The organism is Vibrio algarum, from assembly GCF_028204155.1.
GTDB classification, from domain to species: Bacteria; Pseudomonadota; Gammaproteobacteria; order Enterobacterales; family Vibrionaceae; genus Vibrio; species Vibrio algarum.
The window spans coordinates 737,687-757,903 of the sequence record NZ_JAQLOI010000001.1 but is presented as its reverse complement, the minus strand read 5'-3'; the positions used below and the strand labels follow the sequence as shown (position 1 = coordinate 757,903).

The 20,217-nt window shown below is 43.2% G+C and carries 7 protein-coding genes, 5 tRNA genes, 3 rRNA genes and 1 riboswitch; of the genes, 4 read left to right on the top strand and 11 right to left on the bottom strand.

Annotated elements, in window-relative coordinates:
• Nucleotides 1–9 precede the first annotated feature (9 nt).
• Together uvrA and PGX00_RS03795 are read left to right on the top strand one after the other, a co-directional pair.
• Nucleotides 10–2,844, top strand: a complete 2,835-nt coding sequence (gene uvrA / locus PGX00_RS03800) for an excinuclease ABC subunit UvrA (RefSeq protein ID WP_272133014.1) — start codon at nt 10–12, stop codon at nt 2,842–2,844.
• A 121-nt stretch (nt 2,845–2,965) separates the two neighbouring features.
• Nucleotides 2,966–4,771: a PglL family O-oligosaccharyltransferase gene (locus PGX00_RS03795; RefSeq protein ID WP_272133012.1), complete on the top strand. Its 1,806-nt coding sequence runs from the start codon at nt 2,966–2,968 to the stop codon at nt 4,769–4,771.
• A gap of 42 nt (nt 4,772–4,813) precedes the next feature.
• Here the strand turns inward: PGX00_RS03795 and PGX00_RS03790 are convergent, their stop codons facing one another.
• On the bottom strand, nt 4,814–5,935 hold the full coding sequence (locus tag PGX00_RS03790) for a pyridoxal-phosphate-dependent aminotransferase family protein (protein ID WP_272133010.1): 1,122 nt from the start codon (nt 5,933–5,935) through the stop codon (nt 4,814–4,816).
• A gap of 222 nt (nt 5,936–6,157) precedes the next feature.
• A riboswitch (Lysine riboswitch) is annotated at nt 6,158–6,335 on the top strand.
• 99 nt (nt 6,336–6,434) lie between these two features.
• Here PGX00_RS03790 and lysC point away from each other — a divergent pair.
• Nucleotides 6,435–7,793, top strand: coding sequence for a lysine-sensitive aspartokinase 3 (gene lysC / locus PGX00_RS03785; protein ID WP_272133009.1), 1,359 nt, complete (start codon nt 6,435–6,437; stop codon nt 7,791–7,793).
• Between the two features lie 71 nt (nt 7,794–7,864).
• On the opposite strand, the gene metH is transcribed toward lysC, so the two are convergent.
• Nucleotides 7,865–11,545, bottom strand: a complete 3,681-nt coding sequence (gene metH / locus PGX00_RS03780; protein WP_272133007.1) for a methionine synthase — start codon at nt 11,543–11,545, stop codon at nt 7,865–7,867.
• 194 nt (nt 11,546–11,739) lie between these two features.
• Between metH and PGX00_RS03775 the strand changes: the two genes are divergently transcribed.
• Nucleotides 11,740–13,053: a cation:proton antiporter gene (locus tag PGX00_RS03775; protein ID WP_272133006.1), complete on the top strand. Its 1,314-nt coding sequence runs from the start codon at nt 11,740–11,742 to the stop codon at nt 13,051–13,053.
• Nucleotides 13,054–13,163: 110 nt separating this feature from the next.
• Here PGX00_RS03775 and metA read toward each other — a convergent pair whose 3' ends face one another.
• The 9 genes from metA to PGX00_RS03730 all read right to left on the bottom strand — a co-directional run bounded on the left by metA (nt 13,164) and on the right by PGX00_RS03730 (nt 20,208).
• The gene (gene metA, locus PGX00_RS03770) at nt 13,164–14,105 is read right to left on the bottom strand and encodes a homoserine O-acetyltransferase MetA (RefSeq protein ID WP_272133004.1); all 942 of its coding nucleotides are present in this window, start codon (nt 14,103–14,105) and stop codon (nt 13,164–13,166) included.
• Nucleotides 14,106–14,440: 335 nt separating this feature from the next.
• A tRNA-Asp gene (locus PGX00_RS03765) sits at nt 14,441–14,517 on the bottom strand.
• Between the two features lie 91 nt (nt 14,518–14,608).
• Nucleotides 14,609–14,724, bottom strand: a 5S ribosomal RNA gene (gene rrf / locus PGX00_RS03760).
• Between the two features lie 92 nt (nt 14,725–14,816).
• Nucleotides 14,817–17,709 (bottom strand): 23S ribosomal RNA (locus PGX00_RS03755).
• A gap of 400 nt (nt 17,710–18,109) precedes the next feature.
• Nucleotides 18,110–18,185, bottom strand: a tRNA-Val gene (locus PGX00_RS03750).
• A gap of 50 nt (nt 18,186–18,235) precedes the next feature.
• A tRNA-Ala gene (locus PGX00_RS03745) sits at nt 18,236–18,311 on the bottom strand.
• A 32-nt stretch (nt 18,312–18,343) separates the two neighbouring features.
• Nucleotides 18,344–18,419 (bottom strand) — tRNA-Lys (locus PGX00_RS03740).
• A gap of 2 nt (nt 18,420–18,421) precedes the next feature.
• Nucleotides 18,422–18,497, bottom strand: a tRNA-Glu gene (locus tag PGX00_RS03735).
• 159 nt (nt 18,498–18,656) lie between these two features.
• Nucleotides 18,657–20,208 (bottom strand): 16S ribosomal RNA (locus tag PGX00_RS03730).
• The 16S, 23S and 5S rRNA genes sit together here with 5 tRNA genes alongside, the layout of an rRNA operon.
• Nucleotides 20,209–20,217 lie beyond the last annotated feature (9 nt).

Here is a 20,217-nt window from a genome sequence, read left to right as displayed (position 1 = left end):
AGCAGACAAATGGATCAAATAGAAATCAGAGGGGCTAGAACCCACAATCTAAAGAACATCAATTTAACCATTCCACGAGATAAGCTTACCGTTATCACCGGTTTATCAGGGTCGGGAAAATCCTCTTTAGCATTTGATACCCTTTATGCAGAAGGCCAGCGTCGTTATGTTGAGTCACTATCCGCGTACGCTAGGCAATTTTTATCTTTAATGGAAAAGCCAGATGTTGACCATATCGAAGGGCTTTCTCCTGCAATATCTATTGAGCAAAAATCCACCTCTCACAACCCTCGTTCAACTGTGGGGACCATTACTGAAGTATACGACTATCTAAGGTTGCTTTACGCTCGCGTTGGAGAGCCTCGCTGTCCTACTCATAAGGTTCCATTGACTGCTCAGACCGTTAGCCAAATGGTAGATAAAGTTTTAGAGCTGCCTGAAGGCTCTAAAATGATGTTGCTAGCACCGATCGTGAAAGAACGTAAAGGAGAGCATACTAAAACTCTCGAAAATCTGGCGGCACAAGGTTTTATTCGTGCTCGTATCGACGGTGAAACCTGTGATTTATCTGATCCACCTACGTTAGAACTCCATAAAAAACATACTATTGAAGTAGTGGTCGACCGATTTAAAGTGAGAGGAGACTTACAACAAAGACTCGCAGAATCGTTCGAAACCTCATTAGAACTATCAGGTGGAATTGCCGCAGTATGTTGGATGGAAGATAAAGAAAAAGAAGACATCATTTTTTCTGCAAATTTTGCCTGTCCACATTGTGGATACAGCATGCAAGAACTAGAACCAAGGTTATTTTCTTTTAATAATCCGGCAGGTGCCTGTGCTACATGCGATGGATTGGGAGTACAACAATATTTTGACCCAAGCCGAGTCATTCTCAATGACAACTTAAGTGTCGCTGAAGGGGCAATCAAAGGTTGGGATCAGAAAAACTATTATTATTTTCAAATGCTAACGTCGTTAGCTGAACACTACCACTTTGATCTATTTTCTCCGTTTAATGAACTGCCTAAAAAAATTCAAGATACTATTTTAAAAGGTTCAGGAAAAACGGAAGTTGAATTTAAATATATTAATGATCGGGGAGATATCCGTGTTAAGCGACATCCATTTGAAGGGATTCTAAATACATTAGAAAGACGCTATCGAGAAACAGAATCAAACGCTGTTCGGGAAGATTTAACGAAATACATTTCCACAAAATCTTGTACTAGCTGTAACGGTACACGCTTAAGAACAGAAGCAAGGAATGTCTTTATTGAAGATACTCCTCTGCCAGATATCGTTGAAATGAGTATTGCCGAAGCCATCCTCTTTTTTGAAAGCCTCTCACTTACCGGGCAGAAAGCACAGATTGCCGAAAAGGTGATGAAAGAGATAAATGACCGATTACGTTTCTTAGTTAATGTTGGCCTAAATTACCTTAACCTTTCAAGAAGCGCTGAAACTCTCTCTGGTGGAGAAGCCCAAAGAATTAGGCTAGCAAGCCAAATTGGGGCAGGATTAGTCGGTGTCATGTACGTACTGGATGAGCCATCGATCGGCTTACATCAGCGAGACAATGAACGCTTACTCAAGACACTGACTCACCTTAGAGACCTTGGAAATACGGTACTCGTTGTAGAGCATGATGAAGAAGCTATTCGCGCAGCCGATCATGTGATAGACATCGGTCCTGGCGCTGGGATTCATGGTGGTACTGTCGTGGCAGAAGGGACCATGCAACAAATTTTAGATACTCCAGAGTCCCTTACCGGCCAATATCTAAGTGGTGCAAAAGAGATAAGTATTCCTGAAAAAAGAACACCGAGAAATACGAAGAAAACGGTCGAACTAATTGGAGCCACTGGAAACAACTTAAAAAATGTCACTCTTTCGTTACCCGTTGGCCTGTTTAGCTGTATTACTGGTGTGTCTGGTTCTGGAAAATCAACGCTTATTAACGATACTTTCTACAAAATAGCTCAAACTCAGTTGAATGGTGCGACGACAGCTGAACCAGCACCTTATAAAAAAATCAAAGGATTAGAGAATTTCGACAAGGTTATCGATATTGACCAAAGCCCAATAGGTAGGACACCGCGTTCAAACCCAGCAACCTATACTGGAATATTTACGCCAATTAGAGAGCTATTCGCAGGAACGCAAGAATCTAGATCGCGAGGATATAAACCTGGACGGTTCAGTTTTAATGTTCGCGGGGGCCGTTGCGAAGCTTGTCAGGGTGATGGTGTTATTAAAGTTGAAATGCATTTCTTGCCTGATGTTTATGTACCTTGTGATGTTTGCAAAGGTAAACGCTATAACCGTGAAACCTTGGAAGTAAGATATAAAGGCAAATCGATCGACGAAGTTCTACAAATGACGGTAGAAGATGCTAGAGAATACTTTGCTCCTGTGCCTGTTATCGCACGAAAACTCCAGACTTTGATGGATGTTGGTCTCTCATACATTAGGCTCGGTCAAGCCGCCACAACGCTTTCCGGTGGCGAAGCACAAAGAGTCAAATTAGCAAGAGAACTCTCTAAGCGTGATACAGGTCAAACCTTGTATATTTTAGATGAGCCAACAACTGGCCTGCACTTTCATGATATTCAACAGTTATTAACCGTACTTCACAGATTAAGAGACCATGGTAATACTGTCGTTGTGATCGAACATAACTTAGACGTAATTAAAACCGCAGATTGGGTAGTAGATTTAGGGCCTGAAGGTGGACAAGGTGGTGGCGAGATTATCGCAGAAGGAACACCTGAAGAGGTTGCTAATGTGAAAGGTTCTCATACCGCAAGATTTTTGAAACCACTGCTAAAGCTCAAGAAATGACCCCAGAATGAATATGGGTTAAACAATACCCACTTTAAAAACAATAGACTCTAGGTTGTCTTTGAAAAAAAGGTAAAGTAGAAAAGCGAGCTTAGCTCGCTTTTTAATTAGGGATGCAAAAATGGCAATCATTCACCTTAGTGGCACAAAACTCGCTCCAAAAAAAGCTAAGGCACCGCTTAACCGCACATTCATGTTCACAATTGGCTTTGTATTTCTCATCGCCATGCATATTTACATTCCAAATCTTAATGGCATGGGTTTAGCCCTTCCATTTAATGCTTTCGTATGGACTTCTCTTAGTTTTATTTGCGCAATTGGTTTTTATCATATTGCCAGTACAAAGCGAATTCGTTACACCAAGTTAACCATTGTTCTGTTCATTTGCTGTATCATATTAACCCTTCCTATATTTTTTCAATTTGATAGATTCGGGATGCTCACCCAACCGAGGTTAATAGCCCTATGGTCGGGTTGGTTGTTTTTTTTAGTACTACAACAATTCAAACTTAGTAATTTGCATAAACAACGCCTACTCTGGTTTATTGTCATTGGCGCTATTATGGAAGTATTGCTCGGCTATGCTCAGTTTTTTGACTTGTTGCCTAAAGAGACTCTAGGCTACAACACGTTCACCCAAATGCCTTTTGGGATATTTCAATACCCGAGCGTCATGGTAAGCTTTCTATCTACCGGACTAGTGATTTCAGGTTATTTACTTGCAAGACAAGAGAGAAAATACGGCCAAAAGGTAAGTAGAACGCTGTTTCTTTACCTAGTCCCCCTCATCACTGCTCCATTAATCATCATCCTCGCGCGAGAATTTGAATGGCTCGGTACTGCGTTTGGGTCTGTTATTGTTGCCACCTATTTATATCGCTTCTCAACACCACAGAGGTTTAGTGGCTGGATATCTTCTTCAATCGCTGGTGTTGGGGTGGGTTTAATCCTATTTTCCACAATTAGTCTTGATACTCCGTATTCTCAAACACAACAAATTGAACGAGCAACTCTATTTCCACAAGCGATAGATATGTTCATTGAAAAGCCATTTACAGGATACGGATATGGCCGATTTGGGCCTGAATATATTTTATATTCAGCTCGTCAACACCAACTAAACTCTGAATATTCGGCTGGTTATTCCTCCGCTGAGCATCCATTAAATGAAACTCTATACTGGGGAATTGAAGGTGGAATAATACCCATTGTGGCGATAGTAATTGCAATGATAATGGTAGTATTCAAAATGTATTCGGCACGTAAAGGCACCAGATTAGCCATATTTAGCCTATTTGTACCCATTGTACTGCATAGCCAAATGGGCGCTCCATTTTACCTCTCTGCCATCCATTGGCTCATTTTTATCATACTTTTATATTGGGTAGATCAGAGAACCTCAAAATATAAAGTCCGCTCTATTTCAAAAGTCAGCAAGGTGTTAATAAGAACGACAAGCTTTATTGTTCCCGCAATAACAACGATGTACATGTTCGTCGCATTGCAGACCAATATAATGCTATTCAAGTTTGAAAACTCTTTCCCGAGAGACACGAAAATCCTGACTCAAGTGGTCAATCCAATGTCACAGAAATTACGTTATGAATGGAATCTATACAGTGAATCACTAAAGAAAGGTCTGGTCACAGGCAATAGGTTGGATGTTGAACATTATATCTCTTGGGCATTACAAGCGATTAGAGAAAAACCACAAGAACAGCTTTACAGCCACTTAATCATGGCTTACCTAGGCTTAGGTGAGGTCAGTAAAGCAAATCAGATACGTTCAGAAGCCGATTTTTTGTTCCCAAATTTTGATTTTTCTAATATAGATATAGAACCAATTGCCATACACAAAGCGTTTAACGAAGAAATTACAGAAGAATCAGAATTAACCACATCAAAAAATACAGAACCTAAAAATTAGACAAGAAAGTAGAGTGACGATAAACCACTCTACTTAAGGTTTTTATTTATTTAGCGTCTCATCCAACGCTTTTAGACACAAAGCGACATTCTCGTTTCGTGCTGCGTAACCCATTAAACCTATACGCCAAGTTTTACCCGCCAATGCCCCTAATCCTGAACCTATTTCAAGATTATAGTCATTTAGCAAGACAGATCTAACGGCCGCATCATCAACACCATCGGGTATGTATACAGCATTGAGTTGAGGTAACCGGTAAGCCTCATCTACTACAAATTGAATCCCCATTGCTTCAAGGCCTTTCTTTAGCTTTTCATGCATAGCTTGGTGCCTCTGCCATGCATTTTCTAATCCTTCATTTTTCAAGACTAATAAAGCTTCATGTAATGCATAAAGGCTATTTACAGGCGCAGTATGATGATAACTTCGCTTCCCCTCTCCACTCCAATATCCAAGCACTAAACTCTGATCTAAAAACCAGCTTTGTACTGGTGACTGTCGGTTTTGAATACGTTGAATAGCTGCCGCAGAAAAAGTAAGAGGAGATAAGCCAGGTACACAGGATAAACATTTTTGACTACCTGAATAAACCGCGTCTAAACCCCACTCATCCACTTTTAATGGCACACCACCAAGCGAAGTCACAGCATCTACAATGGTCAATACTCCACGCTCTTGAGCTAAAGCGGCTAATGCTTGTGCGTCACTGACTGCACCGGTAGACGTTTCTGCATGTACAAAAGCGAGAAGCTTTGTGTCAGGGTTTGCATCAAGTGTATCCTTCACTTTCTTAATGTCTACGGGCTCCCCCCATTCATTGTCTACAACAACAGCCTTTCCACCACATCGAACGACATTTTCACGCATTCTTTCACCGAATACTCCGTTTCGGCATACAACCACTTTATCTCCCGCTTCCACTAAGTTAACAAAGCATGCTTCCATTCCAGCACTGCCTGGGGCCGACACTGCAATAGTAAACTCATTTTCAGTTTGAAATGCATACTTAAGCAGTTGTTTTAGTTCGTCCATCATATTGATAAATAGAGGGTCTAAATGTCCTACTGTTGGGCGACTTAACGCTTGTAAAACTTGAGGGGAGATATCCGAAGGTCCAGGTCCCATTAATGTTCTGTGGGGTGGGATAAAGCTCTGTATCGTCATAATTATTCCTTTTTATAAGACGCGTAGGGGGTTAAAGACTAACTCAAAAATCATCATCCAACAATTCGACTCTAGTATAGAGGTCTAACCAGTAATTTAAAAAGTTCATTGCGATGTAGCAAAGTTATGGGTAATTATTCATATTAACAATTGACTTTTAAACGCCAACATCGTTCAATGAATGAGTCTTCATTTATTGAACTAAATTTAGACATTACGCTTTATAACAGAAGAGGAGCATTGCCCAGGCAGATGTTTTGTGGAGCCTCAACTCCTAGACATTACATTCAGGGGGAGCAGTGCCGAGATGATAATTCATTGAGTGTGAATATTCGTCGGTTGAATAGGTTGAATCCTATCGACTGTCACCAACCAAGTTTGGTGAAGAGCTTCTGAGGTCCGCATCCATATTTAATGCTTTTCCTCTGCTCTAGTAAACTCTCTTCAATATAACAAAATAGAAAGACTGTTAATTTGAAAATATACTGGGAGAAATGACGTGAGCGCATTCAATGTAGCGAAATTTGGTGGCACAAGTGTTGCCAACTTCGAAGCCATGAGCCGTTGTGCAGAACTTATCGAAAACAATCCAAATACCAAGCTTATTGTAAGCAGTGCTTGTTCTGGCGTAACAAATTTGCTTGTTGAACTTGCTAATGGTGTTCAGGATGAAAAGCGCCGTCAGGTTGTTATAGAGCAACTAGAAGATATTCATTACGCTGTCATTGATAAGCTAGCCGATCCTTTAGCAACAGAGCAGGCTGTTGCCTCTTTATTAAAGAGCGTTGCCTCTGCAGCTGAAGCTGCATCATTCCAAAGCAGTGACAAACTCACCGACCACATGGTTGCTTATGGTGAACGCATGTCGACTCACCTACTTACGCAAATATTAAAAGAACGAGGGGTAAGTGCTGTACGCTTTAATATCCGTGAGATAATGAGAACAGATAGCGCTTACGGTAAAGCAGAGCCAGAGTTGGATACTATTTCAAAACTAGCACAAGAAAAGCTCGTACCACTTTGCCAAAAACATGTTGTCGTAACACAAGGGTTTATCGGTGCTGATATCGAAGGAAATACAACAACATTTGGCCGTGGGGGAAGTGACTACAGTGCAGCTTTAATCGCAGAAGCGGTTGCAGCTGAAGGTTTAGAGATTTGGACCGATGTCCCTGGGATTTACACAACAGATCCTCGTATTGTACCGAAAGCGGCCCCTATCCCAGAAATTAGTTTCAGCGAAGCGTCAGAAATGGCCAACTTTGGTGCCAAAATACTCCACCCATCTACACTGGTACCCGCTCTACGCCATGGCATACCTGTATTTGTAGGCTCATCTAAAGAGCCTGAAAAAGGTGGAACATGGATTAGACAAGAAGTTGAAAGTTCACCGCTATTTAGAGCACTAGCACTGCGCTGCAACCAAACAATGATCACGCTACGAAGCCCAAATATGTTCCAAGCTTATGGCTTTTTAGCCGAAGTATTTAAGATCCTCGCTAAGTATAAGATATCTGTCGACTTAATCACGACCTCAGAGGTCAGTGTTTCACTAACTCTTGATCAAACCAATACGTCAGGTGGCGCTCCTGAACTACCAGCAGAAGCACAAAAAGAGCTAGAAGAGCTATGTATTGTTGAAGTAGAACAAAACCTCTGCTTAGTTGCCCTTATTGGGAATAACATGAGCGAATGTAAAGGGTACGCAAAGAAAGTATTCAGTACACTAGAAGACTATAATCTTCGTATGATTTGTTACGGCGCAAGCCCACACAATTTATGCTTTTTAGTTCGCTCTAATGATTCACGAAGAGCCGTTCAGGATCTGCATAGAGAACTGTTTGAGTTACGCGAATAAAAATTAGTTATCTTAATTAAAAAAGGCTTGGTATTTCTACCAAGCCTTTTGCACATACTTCAACAAAGCGGTTAATTGATGTTAGGCCCTAGCCACTTCTCGGCCTCAAGAATATCCCAGCCTTTCCGTTCTGCGTAATCCTTAACCTGATCTTGCTGTATCTGTGCAATAGCAAAATAACGAGAATCAGGATGCGAAAAATACCAACCAGAAACCGATGCTCCAGGCCACATAGCATAGCTTGATGTCAAAGACATACCAATCGATTCTTCTACATTTAGAAGCTCCCATATAGGCCCCTTTTCTGTATGTTCAGGGCATGCAGGATAACCAGGTGCTGGTCGTATACCTTGGTATTTTTCACGAATAAGGTCATCACTAGAAAGATTTTCATCTGCGGAATACCCCCAAATTTCCTTACGTACTTTTTGATGCAAGTATTCAGCAAAAGCTTCCGCTAGTCTATCCGCAACAGCTTGAATCATAATTGCATTATAATCATCACCTTCGGCTTTGAATTTATCTGCTAACTCTCGTTCACCAATACCACCTGTTACAGCAAAAGCACCTATCCAGTCTTTTTTACCACTAGATTTAGGGGCAATATAATCGCTTAAACAATAGTTAAAACCTTTCGGTTTCTCCGTTTGCTGGCGAAGGTTACAAAGAACCTTTGCAACCGTTGTGCGTGATTCATCTGTATATACTTCTATGTCATCACTGACACTTGCCGCTGGTAATAATGCACATATACCGTTTGCTTTCATTAACCCTTCACGTTCAATCTTATCCAACCAAACATTAGCATCGTCAAATAATCTCTTCGCTTCTTCACCCACTTCTTCGTGTTCAAATATTTTTGGGTATTTCCCCATGAGCGTCCACGTCATAAAGAAAGGGGTCCAATCTATGTAGCCTCGTAATATAGAAACATCAAAATCTTTAAATACCTGAATACCCAACTGTTCTGGTATTGGTGGAGTATAGCTTTGCCAGTCAATCGCGACTTTGTTGTCTCTCGCTCTTTGCAATGACACTGGTTTTGTTCGGGGTTTCTTACGATTATGTTGTTCACGTACTTTGATATAATCTTGCTCAAGCTTTTCAACAAATGCAGGTCGGAGTTCATCAGATAATAGTGAACTACAAACCCCTACAGCACGAGAAGCATTGTTAACATAGACTACCGGATGGCTGTAATTCTGCTCTATTTTAACGGCGGTATGAGCCTTAGATGTTGTTGCTCCACCGATGAGTAAAGGAAGATTGAACCCTTGCCTCTCCATCTCTTTAGCAACATGAACCATTTCATCTAGTGAAGGCGTTATCAAACCAGACAGGCCAATGATGTCGACATTTTCTTCCTTAGCCACTTTTAGAATATTTTCACATGAGACCATAACGCCAAGATCGATTATCTCGTAGTTATTACACTGCAAAACGACGCCAACGATATTTTTGCCAATATCGTGTACGTCACCTTTAACCGTTGCGAGAAGTATCTTTCCATTTGTGCTGCCCTCTTGCTTTGACGCATCAATGTACGGCTCAAGATAGGCAACTGCCTGCTTCATTACACGAGCGGATTTGACGACCTGAGGTAAAAACATCTTCCCTTCACCAAATAAGTCACCAACAACATTCATGCCATCCATTAAGGGACCTTCGATGACGTGTAAGGGTTTAGAAGCGCTTGCTCTTGCTTCTTCTGTATCTTCAACGATAAATTCGGTAATGCCCTTAACTAAAGCGTGTTCCAACCTTTTTTCTACAGGCCAAGTACGCCATTCTTGAGCCGATGAATCATCCTCTTTGCCTACGGCATTTTCTCGGTACTCATCAGCAATTTCCAGAAGATTTTCAGTTCCTTTATCTGTTCGGTTTAGAACCACATCTTCGACGGCATTACGTAGTTTTTCAGGAACGTTATCGTAAATTTCCAATTGCCCTGCATTTACGATACCCATATCCATACCATTTTTAAAACAGTGGTATAGGAATACAGCGTGTATAGCTTCACGTACGTAGTTGTTACCTCTAAAGGAGAATGAAACGTTAGATACACCGCCAGAAATCATGGCGTGCGGAAGGTTTCGCTTAATATCAGCAACCGCATTAATAAAGTCTAACGCGTAATTATTGTGTTCATCTATACCCGTTGCAACAGCAAATATATTCGGGTCAAAAATAATGTCTTCTGGCGGGAAACCTACTTCATCGACAAGAACACGATAAGCTTCTGTACAAATTTGTAATTTACGTTCACGCGTATCTGCTTGCCCAATTTCATCAAAGGCCATGACGATTACGGCAGCCCCATAACGACGAATAAGCTTAGCTTGATGAATAAATTTATCTTTCCCTTCTTTCAGAGATATCGAGTTAACAATACCTTTACCCTGAATACACTTTAGGCCCGCTTCAATGACTTCCCACTTTGAGGAATCGACCATGATTGGCACTTTAGCAATCTCGGGCTCTGTCGCGCAAAGGTTAAGGAAGCGAACCATACACGCTTCCGAATCAAGCATTCCTTCATCCATATTTATATCGATGATCTGCGCACCATTTTCGACTTGTTGGCGAGCTACGTCTAATGCCTCATCATAAAGCTCTTCTTTGATAAGACGCTTGAAACGAGCTGACCCAGTTACATTGGTTCGTTCCCCAACATTGACGAATAGAGTTGCTTTATCAATAGTCACCGGCTCTAAACCCGATAGACGACATGCTTTCGATATATCAGGCAATGCGCGTGGTTTTACGTTTTCAACTGCTAATGCCATTTGGCGAATATGTTCAGGAGTCGTACCACAACAACCACCGACCAAGTTTACGTAGCCACTTTGTGCCCATTCTGAAACATGCTCTGCCATATCTTCAGGAGAAAGGTCATACTCACCAAACGCATTAGGTAAGCCTGCATTTGGGTGAACTGACACATATGTTTCTGAGATTCGAGACATCTCAACAACATACTGCCTAAGTTCATCAGGTCCTAGTGCACAGTTAAGGCCAAACGAAATTGGATTGACATGACGAAGTGCATTGTAAAATGCTTCTGTAGTTTGACCTGAAAGTGTGCGGCCTGATGCATCAGTAATCGTGCCTGAAATCATTACTGGCAACGCAATATTAAGCTCTTCAAATACAGTATCAACCGCAAACGCACAGGCTTTCGCATTTAACGTATCAAAGATAGTTTCTATTAATATTAAATCGACACCACCGCGGATTAGAGCTTTAGTAGATTCAGAATAAGCTTCTACTAACTCATCAAAATTCACATTACGGAAACCTGGATCATTTACGTCAGGCGAGATGGAGCAAGTCCGGTTTGTAGGGCCTAATACACCCGCTACAAATCGAGGCTTATTCGGTGTTTTTTCGGTCCATTCATCAGCTACAGCCTTAGCCAACTTTGCAGCTTCGTAATTGATCTCTGCGCTCAGGCTTTCCATGTCATAGTCAGCCATTGCGATTGTAGTAGCGTTAAACGTATTCGTTTCTAGAATATCTGCACCCGCTTCCAAATAAGCTGAGTGGATCTCTTTAATCAATTCAGGTTGACTTAAAACTAGCAGATCATTATTTCCTTTGAGATCGGAATGCCAGTTAGCGAATCGCTCACCACGATAATCTTTTTCTTCAAGTTTGTAATCTTGAATCATGGTGCCCATACCACCATCGATTAACATAATTCGCGTTTTTAGCTGCTTCTCTATTTTTTCTTTCACTATACTTCCAGCCACGTTTAAGCCTCAATCCTTTTAACTTTAGAACTATCCTATCACACAACGAGTAGAAATCTAGACGTCTAAACAGTTTGATAATAGGAATATTCACAACCCTAAGTCTTTGAACGGTTTTTTAATTATTCACGTTGATAAAGTTCATTTTTCAACCGAGAATAGAACAAATAACACACCATTATTGGAGCGTTCTAATGAGCGTATATGACACTTTATGTTTTCTGGCAGCAGCCGCAATGATAATCGCTTTTATAAATTCTAAAGTAGGTAAATTTCAAACTACTATCGCTATTACTGCTGGTGCACTCATACTCTCCTTAATGATGATTGTCGCAGGTCAAAATGGCTGGTTTCAGCTCAATGAATTAGCCGCAAATACGATTAGCTCTATAAATTTCGAAGATTTTCTTCTGAAAGGTGTTTTAGGGTTTCTGCTTTTTGCAGGTGGGCTAGGTATCAATCTAACCAACTTAAAAGACCAAAAATGGGAAATCACATTACTAGCCTTGGGAGCGACACTTGTTTCGACATTTTTTATCGGCCTAGTGCTTTATGCATTAATTAACTGGCTTATAGGTGTGCAATTTGCCCTTGTTTATTGCCTATTATTTGGCGCATTAATTTCACCAACTGACCCGATTGCTGTATTGGCTATCGTAAAGAAACTTGATGCACCTAAACGGATATCTACACAGATAGAAGGTGAGTCACTTTTCAATGATGGATTTGGACTCGTCATTTTTGTCACGCTTTTTACCATAGCTTTCGGCAACGAAACGCCAACAATTGGATCTGTTTCTCTGTTATTTTTACATGAAGCTATTGGTGGCATTATTTACGGTGCGGCTCTAGGTTTGCTATTCCACTATTTAATTAGCGCAACAGATGATCACTCAATGGAGCTTCTTTTGACATTAGGCATACCAACTGCAGGGTATGTTTTCTCCGAAATCATTGAAGTTTCAGGTCCTTTAGCCATGGTTGTTTCTGGCATCATGATTGGAAACTGGACTCGTTATACTGGGTTCTCTAAAGAGAGCCAGGATCACCTGGATCACTTCTGGGAATTGATAGACGAATTCCTCAATGGATTACTGTTTCTTCTAATTGGCTTATCTATGCTTACTTTCAATTTTCATTCTGAAGATTGGATAGTGATGGTTATTTCGGTCCCATTAGTATTAGCTGCTCGCTATATAAGCGTATTCCTCTCCTATAAAGTGTTCAATCGATTTAGAACCTATAATCCTTGGTCCATAAGAATACTTACTTGGGGTGGGTTACGAGGCGGGCTCGCTCTCGCTATGGCGATGTCTATTCCAGCCGGTATCATGGTTGTGCCTGAAAAAAGTATTGATGTGCGAGAAGTGATACTTGTTATGACTTACTCGGTGGTTGTATTTTCAATTCTAATACAAGGTTCAACTATAACCCCGATGATCAATCGAGCTAAAGCTTGTGAATCTGAACCGCCAGCTCAAGCTCATGACGTAAACCAGAGAAGGTAACCATCGTTAGGGTGGATGTTAAATATTGGATATCAAATAATCGAAGTCAGAGAGTCAATAGCGATGGTAGCGTCTAACACAAATTAGTAATTGTTAGCGCTACCTGTTTCTTAGTCATCTTTGGTGAAGTTATCTTCAGAAAAATGTTCCAAATCATAAGGTGTTTGTTGGTAAACACAATAATTAAGCCAATTTGAAAATAGTAAGTGACCGTGGCTACGCCAACTCGCTATTGGTTCATTGTCAGAATTATCATTCGGATAGTAGTTGACTGGGACAGCAGGATCCATTCCCTCTCCTAAGTCACGCGCATACTCATTGTGCAGTGTATGGGACTCATATTCTGGATGACCCGTTACAAACACATTTCGCTTATCTTTAGTCGCTGCTAAATAAACCCCTGCTACATCTGAAACCGCGAGTATGTCTAAATCCGTATGCTCTTCTAAATACTCCGAAGAAAAATCTGCGTATCTGGAATGAGGTGCTAAAAAGCTATCGTCGAACCCTCTCAAGAGAGGATGAAACTTTTGCTGTATCTTATGAAAGTAGACACCTGAAAGCTTTTCCTTACGCGTTTTCTTAGGTAAGTCGTAAAGTAGTTTCAAACCCGCTTGTGCAGCCCAACAGACAAATAGAGTCGAAGTCACATGCTTACGAGCCCACGTCATGATGGTTTCTAAATGATCCCAATAAATAACATCTTCGAACTGAACTAAGCCTAATGGCGCACCTGTTATGATTAATCCATCATAGTTTTTTTCTTTTACCGTATTAAATTGACGGTAAAAATTATCTAGGTGCTCGGTAGGTGTATTCTTACTAGGTCTGTCATCTATACGGAGCAGCTCCACATCTATCTGAAGTGGACTATTCGAAAGTAGCCTTAGAAATTGTGTTTCTGTTTCTATCTTTTTCGGCATCAAATTAAGGATAAGTACTTTGAGTGGACGAATCTCCTGCGTAGAAGCACGAGACATCGGCATCACAAAAATATTTTCCTTCTTCAATACATCAGAGGCTGGCAATTCATCTGGTATCCGTATCGGCATAACCTTCCCTTAAGCTATCTAGACGTCTAAACAGCCAGACTAATTCAAAACGTATAGTTTGTCGAGTAACAATTAGGGTGTTTATATTTATATATTTGTAGGCTACTACCTTACAAATGATACTAAAGCCACTAATTGACTTATTAGATTAAATGCACATAAAAGAGATAAGGTTTTATGGAAGAATGCATCTGCTAAGCGCATATAAACGTTTTTAGCGGTTCGTGAAATCGAATGAATTTTGATCCCATCATTGATGTCAGTGTGATTGGATACCAAACGCAAAAAAGCCCCAGCATTTCTGCTGAGGCTTCGTAATATACTGCGTAAGATAATGGCGGAGTGGACGGGACTCGAACCCGCGACCCCCGGCGTGACAGGCCGGTATTCTAACCAACTGAACTACCACTCCACATGGTATTCTTACATTAACAAAGTCTGACTTAGATGCTTTGTTAATTTTTGCTTCTATCTTTTTCTAAAAAAGATAAAAACGAATAAGAGCCTGGCGATGTCCTACTCTCACATGGGGAAACCCCACACTACCATCGGCGCTATTGCGTTTCACTTCTGAGTTCGGCATGGAATCAGGTGGGTCCACAATGCTATGGTCGCCAAGCAAAATCTTAAAATTCGAAAAGCCAACAAAAATATAAGTTCTTCACACATTCAATGTTCTTCATTGAGTCCACAAAACCCCTTGGGTGTTGTATGGTTAAGCCTCACGGGCAATTAGTACAGGTTAGCTCAACGCCTCACAACGCTTACACACCCTGCCTATCAACGTTCTAGTCTCGAACAACCCTTTAGGACACTTAAAGTGCCAGGGAAGACTCATCTCAGGGCTCGCTTCGCGCTTAGATGCTTTCAGCGCTTATCGATTCCGAACTTAGCTACCGGGCAATGCCATTGGCATGACAACCCGAACACCAGAGGTTCGTCCACTCCGGTCCTCTCGTACTAGGAGCAGCCCCCTTCAATCTTCCAACGCCCACGGCAGATAGGGACCGAACTGTCTCACGACGTTCTAAACCCAGCTCGCGTACCACTTTAAATGGCGAACAGCCATACCCTTGGGACCGACTTCAGCCCCAGGATGTGATGAGCCGACATCGAGGTGCCAAACACCGCCGTCGATATGAACTCTTGGGCGGTATCAGCCTGTTATCCCCGGAGTACCTTTTATCCGTTGAGCGATGGCCCTTCCATTCAGAACCACCGGATCACTATGACCTGCTTTCGCACCTGCTCGAATTGTCATTCTCGCAGTCAAGCGGGCTTATGCCATTGCACTAACCACACGATGTCCAACCGTGTTTAGCCCACCTTCGTGCTCCTCCGTTACTCTTTGGGAGGAGACCGCCCCAGTCAAACTACCCACCAGGCACTGTCCTCACCCCAGATTATGGGGCTAAGTTAGAACATCAAGCATACAAGGGTGGTATTTCAAGGTCGACTCCACTCCATCTAGCGACGAAGTTTCAAAGTCTCCCACCTATCCTACACATGTAGGGTCAATGTTCAGTGCCAAGCTGTAGTAAAGGTTCACGGGGTCTTTCCGTCTAGCCGCGGGTACACTGCATCTTCACAGCGATTTCAATTTCACTGAGTCTCGGGTGGAGACAGCGTGGCCATCATTACGCCATTCGTGCAGGTCGGAACTTACCCGACAAGGAATTTCGCTACCTTAGGACCGTTATAGTTACGGCCGCCGTTTACCGGGGCTTCGATCAAGAGCTTCGTCCTAAGACTAACCCCATCAATTAACCTTCCGGCACCGGGCAGGCGTCACACCGTATACGTCATCTTACGATTTTGCACAGTGCTGTGTTTTTAATAAACAGTTGCAGCCACCTGGTATCTGCGACTCCCGATAGCTCCATCCGCTAGGGATTTCACCGTCAAGAGCGTACCTTCTCCCGAAGTTACGGTACCATTTTGCCTAGTTCCTTCACCCGAGTTCTCTCAAGCGCCTTGGTATTCTCTACCCGACCACCTGTGTCGGTTTGGGGTACGATTTCTTATAATCTGAAGCTTAGAGGCTTTTCCTGGAAGTATGGCATCAATGACTTCACCACCGTAGTGGCTCGACATCGGGTCTCAGCCTAACAATTTCCCGGATTTACCTAAGAAATTAGCCTACACCCTTGAACCTGGACAACCATCGCCAGGCTCACCTAGCCTTCTCCGTCCCCCCATCGCAATTATAAGAAGTACGGGAATATTAACCCGTTTCCCATCGACTACGCCTTTCGGCCTCGCCTTAGGGGTCGACTTACCCTGCCCCGATTAACGTTGGACAGGAACCCTTGGTCTTCCGGCGTGGGGGTTTTTCACCCCCATTATCGTTACTCATGTCAGCATTCGCACTTCTGATACCTCCAGCAAACCTTACAGTTCACCTTCAACGGCTTACAGAACGCTCCCCTACCCAACATAATAAATTATGTTGCCGCAGCTTCGGTGTATAGCTTAGCCCCGTTACATCTTCCGCGCAGGCCGACTCGACCAGTGAGCTATTACGCTTTCTTTAAATGATGGCTGCTTCTAAGCCAACATCCTGGCTGTCTGAGCCTTCCCACATCGTTTCCCACTTAGCTATACTTTGGGACCTTAGCTGGCGGTCTGGGTTGTTTCCCTCTCCACGACGGACGTTAGCACCCGCCGTGTGTCTCCCGGATAGTACTTACTGGTATTCGGAGTTTGCAAAGGGTTGGTAAGTCGGGATGACCCCCTAGCCTTAACAGTGCTCTACCCCCAGTAGTATTCGTCCGAGGCGCTACCTAAATAGCTTTCGGGGAGAACCAGCTATCTCCAGGTTTGATTGGCCTTTCACCCCTAGCCACAAGTCATCCGCTAATTTTTCAACATTAGTCGGTTCGGTCCTCCAGTTGATGTTACTCAACCTTCAACCTGCCCATGGCTAGATCACCTGGTTTCGGGTCTATACCTAGCAACTCGACGCCCAGTTAAGACTCGGTTTCCCTACGGCTCCCCTATACGGTTAACCTTGCTACTAAATATAAGTCGCTGACCCATTATACAAAAGGTACGCAGTCACAGGACGCAATGCCTGCTCCTACTGCTTGTACGTACACGGTTTCAGGTTCTATTTCACTCCCCTCACAGGGGTTCTTTTCGCCTTTCCCTCACGGTACTGGTTCACTATCGGTCAGTCAGTAGTATTTAGCCTTGGAGGATGGTCCCCCCATATTCAAACAGGATATCACGTGTCCCGCCTTACTCGTTTTCACTTAAAATGACGTGTCGGTTACGGGGCTATCACCCTGTATCGCGATACTTTCCAGAATCTTCACCTGCATCATTAAAAGCTTAAGGGCTAATCCAATTTCGCTCGCCGCTACTTTCGGAATCTCGGTTGATTTCTACTCCTCCGGGTACTTAGATGTTTCAGTTCCCCGGGTTTGCCTTATTAACCTATGTATTCAGTTAATAATACTAGCTTATGCTAGTGGGTTTCCCCATTCGGAAATCGTAGACTCAAGTGGCTTTTACTGCCTTATCTACGCTTATCGCAAGTTAATACGTCCTTCATCGCCTCTGACTGCCAAGGCATCCACCGTGTACGCTTAGTCACTTAACCATACAACCCCAAAGGGTCTTTATGTATGGCAAACAACCAAGGTTATAAATCGTTGTCTCTTTATTATGAGCGAGACAACATTTTCGATTTTGCCGGACTCAAATATTAAACAATCTAACCGAAGTTAGTTGTTTCCAAGAACACTTGAATGTGTGTTGGTTTGTTATTACCGAAGTAACAACAAGTACCTATCAATTTCTTTCTAAAAAGAAGTCAATAGGATTTGAGAACTTTTATTTTGACAACTTAATCACAGCCTTGAGCCGTTTTATTTCACTTTTTCAAAAGTGAAAACAATTAAGTTATCAGTCAGCTTTCCAAATTGTTAAAGAGCAAAGATTTTCATTCTACTTAAAGAAAAAAACCATTTTTAAATACACTCAAAGAATGTGCTTAAAGATGGTGGGCGATACCGGGCTCGAACCAGTGACCCCCTCCTTGTAAGGGAGGTGCTCTCCCAACTGAGCTAATCGCCCACAGTCATTTGCTTTATTAGCTAAAACAAATCTGTGTTTCTTTTCAAGAATGGTGGAGCTATGCGGGATCGAACCGCAGACCTCCTGCGTGCAAGGCAGGCGCTCTCCCAGCTGAGCTATAACCCCATCTTGAGTTTTAATTCCTTCGTGGGAAAGAATGGTGGGTCGTGCAGGATTCGAACCTGCGACCAATTGATTAAAAGTCAACTGCTCTACCAGCTGAGCTAACGACCCAATGGTATCCCGTAGGGGAGTCGAACCCCTGTTACCGCCGTGAAAGGGCGGTGTCCTAGGCCTCTAGACGAACGGGACACAGGTTGTATAAAAGTGTTGGGCACTTTCACACGCGCACCCGCAATTAAGCAGGTACATTTCTTTCATCTTCACTTATCAAAAAGTGAAAACAAAAGGCTCTCTTTACTTTCTAAACCTATTCAATCTGTGTGGACACTCATCAAGCAATCTATCGTTTAAGGAGGTGATCCAGCCCCAGGTTCCCCTAGGGCTACCTTGTTACGACTTCACCCCAGTCATGAACCACAAAGTGGTAAGCGTCCCCCCGAAGGTTAAACTACCTACTTCTTTTGCAGCCCACTCCCATGGTGTGACGGGCGGTGTGTACAAGGCCCGGGAACGTATTCACCGTGGCATTCTGATCCACGATTACTAGCGATTCCGACTTCATGGAGTCGAGTTGCAGACTCCAATCCGGACTACGACGCACTTTTTGGGATTCGCTCACTATTGCTAGTTGGCTGCCCTCTGTATGCGCCATTGTAGCACGTGTGTAGCCCTACTCGTAAGGGCCATGATGACTTGACGTCGTCCCCACCTTCCTCCGGTTTATCACCGGCAGTCTCCCCAAAGTTCCCGACATAACTCGCTGGCAATTAAGGATAAGGGTTGCGCTCGTTGCGGGACTTAACCCAACATTTCACAACACGAGCTGACGACAGCCATGCAGCACCTGTCTCAGAGCTCCCGAAGGCACTAAGCTATCTCTAGCAAATTCTCTGGATGTCAAGAGTAGGTAAGGTTCTTCGCGTTGCATCGAATTAAACCACATGCTCCACCGCTTGTGCGGGCCCCCGTCAATTCATTTGAGTTTTAATCTTGCGACCGTACTCCCCAGGCGGTCTACTTAACGCGTTAGCTCCGAAAGCCACGGCTCAAGGCCACAACCTCCAAGTAGACATCGTTTACGGCGTGGACTACCAGGGTATCTAATCCTGTTTGCTCCCCACGCTTTCGCATCTGAGTGTCAGTATCTGTCCAGGGGGCCGCCTTCGCCACTGGTATTCCTTCAGATCTCTACGCATTTCACCGCTACACCTGAAATTCTACCCCCTCTACAGTACTCTAGTTTGCCAGTTTCAAATGACCTTCCGGGGTTGAGCCCCGGGCTTTCACATCTGACTTAACAAACCACCTGCATGCGCTTTACGCCCAGTAATTCCGATTAACGCTCGCACCCTCCGTATTACCGCGGCTGCTGGCACGGAGTTAGCCGGTGCTTCTTCTGTAGCTAACGTCAAACAACAAACGTATTAAGCTTGCTGCCTTCCTCACTACTGAAAGTACTTTACAACCCGAAGGCCTTCTTCATACACGCGGCATGGCTGCATCAGGCTTTCGCCCATTGTGCAATATTCCCCACTGCTGCCTCCCGTAGGAGTCTGGACCGTGTCTCAGTTCCAGTGTGGCTGATCATCCTCTCAGACCAGCTAGAGATCGTCGCCTTGGTGAGCCATTACCCCACCAACTAGCTAATCTCACTTAGGCTTATCCAATCGCGGAAGGCCCGAAGGTCCCCTCCTTTCCCCCGTAGGGCGTATGCGGTATTAGCTATCGTTTCCAATAGTTATCCCCCTCAACTGGGCAAATTCCTAAGCATTACTCACCCGTCCGCCGCTCGACGCCTAATAACGCACCCGAAGGATTGTTAGTATCGTTTCCGCTCGACTTGCATGTGTTAAGCCTGCCGCCAGCGTTCAATCTGAGCCATGATCAAACTCTTCAATTTAAGTTTTTT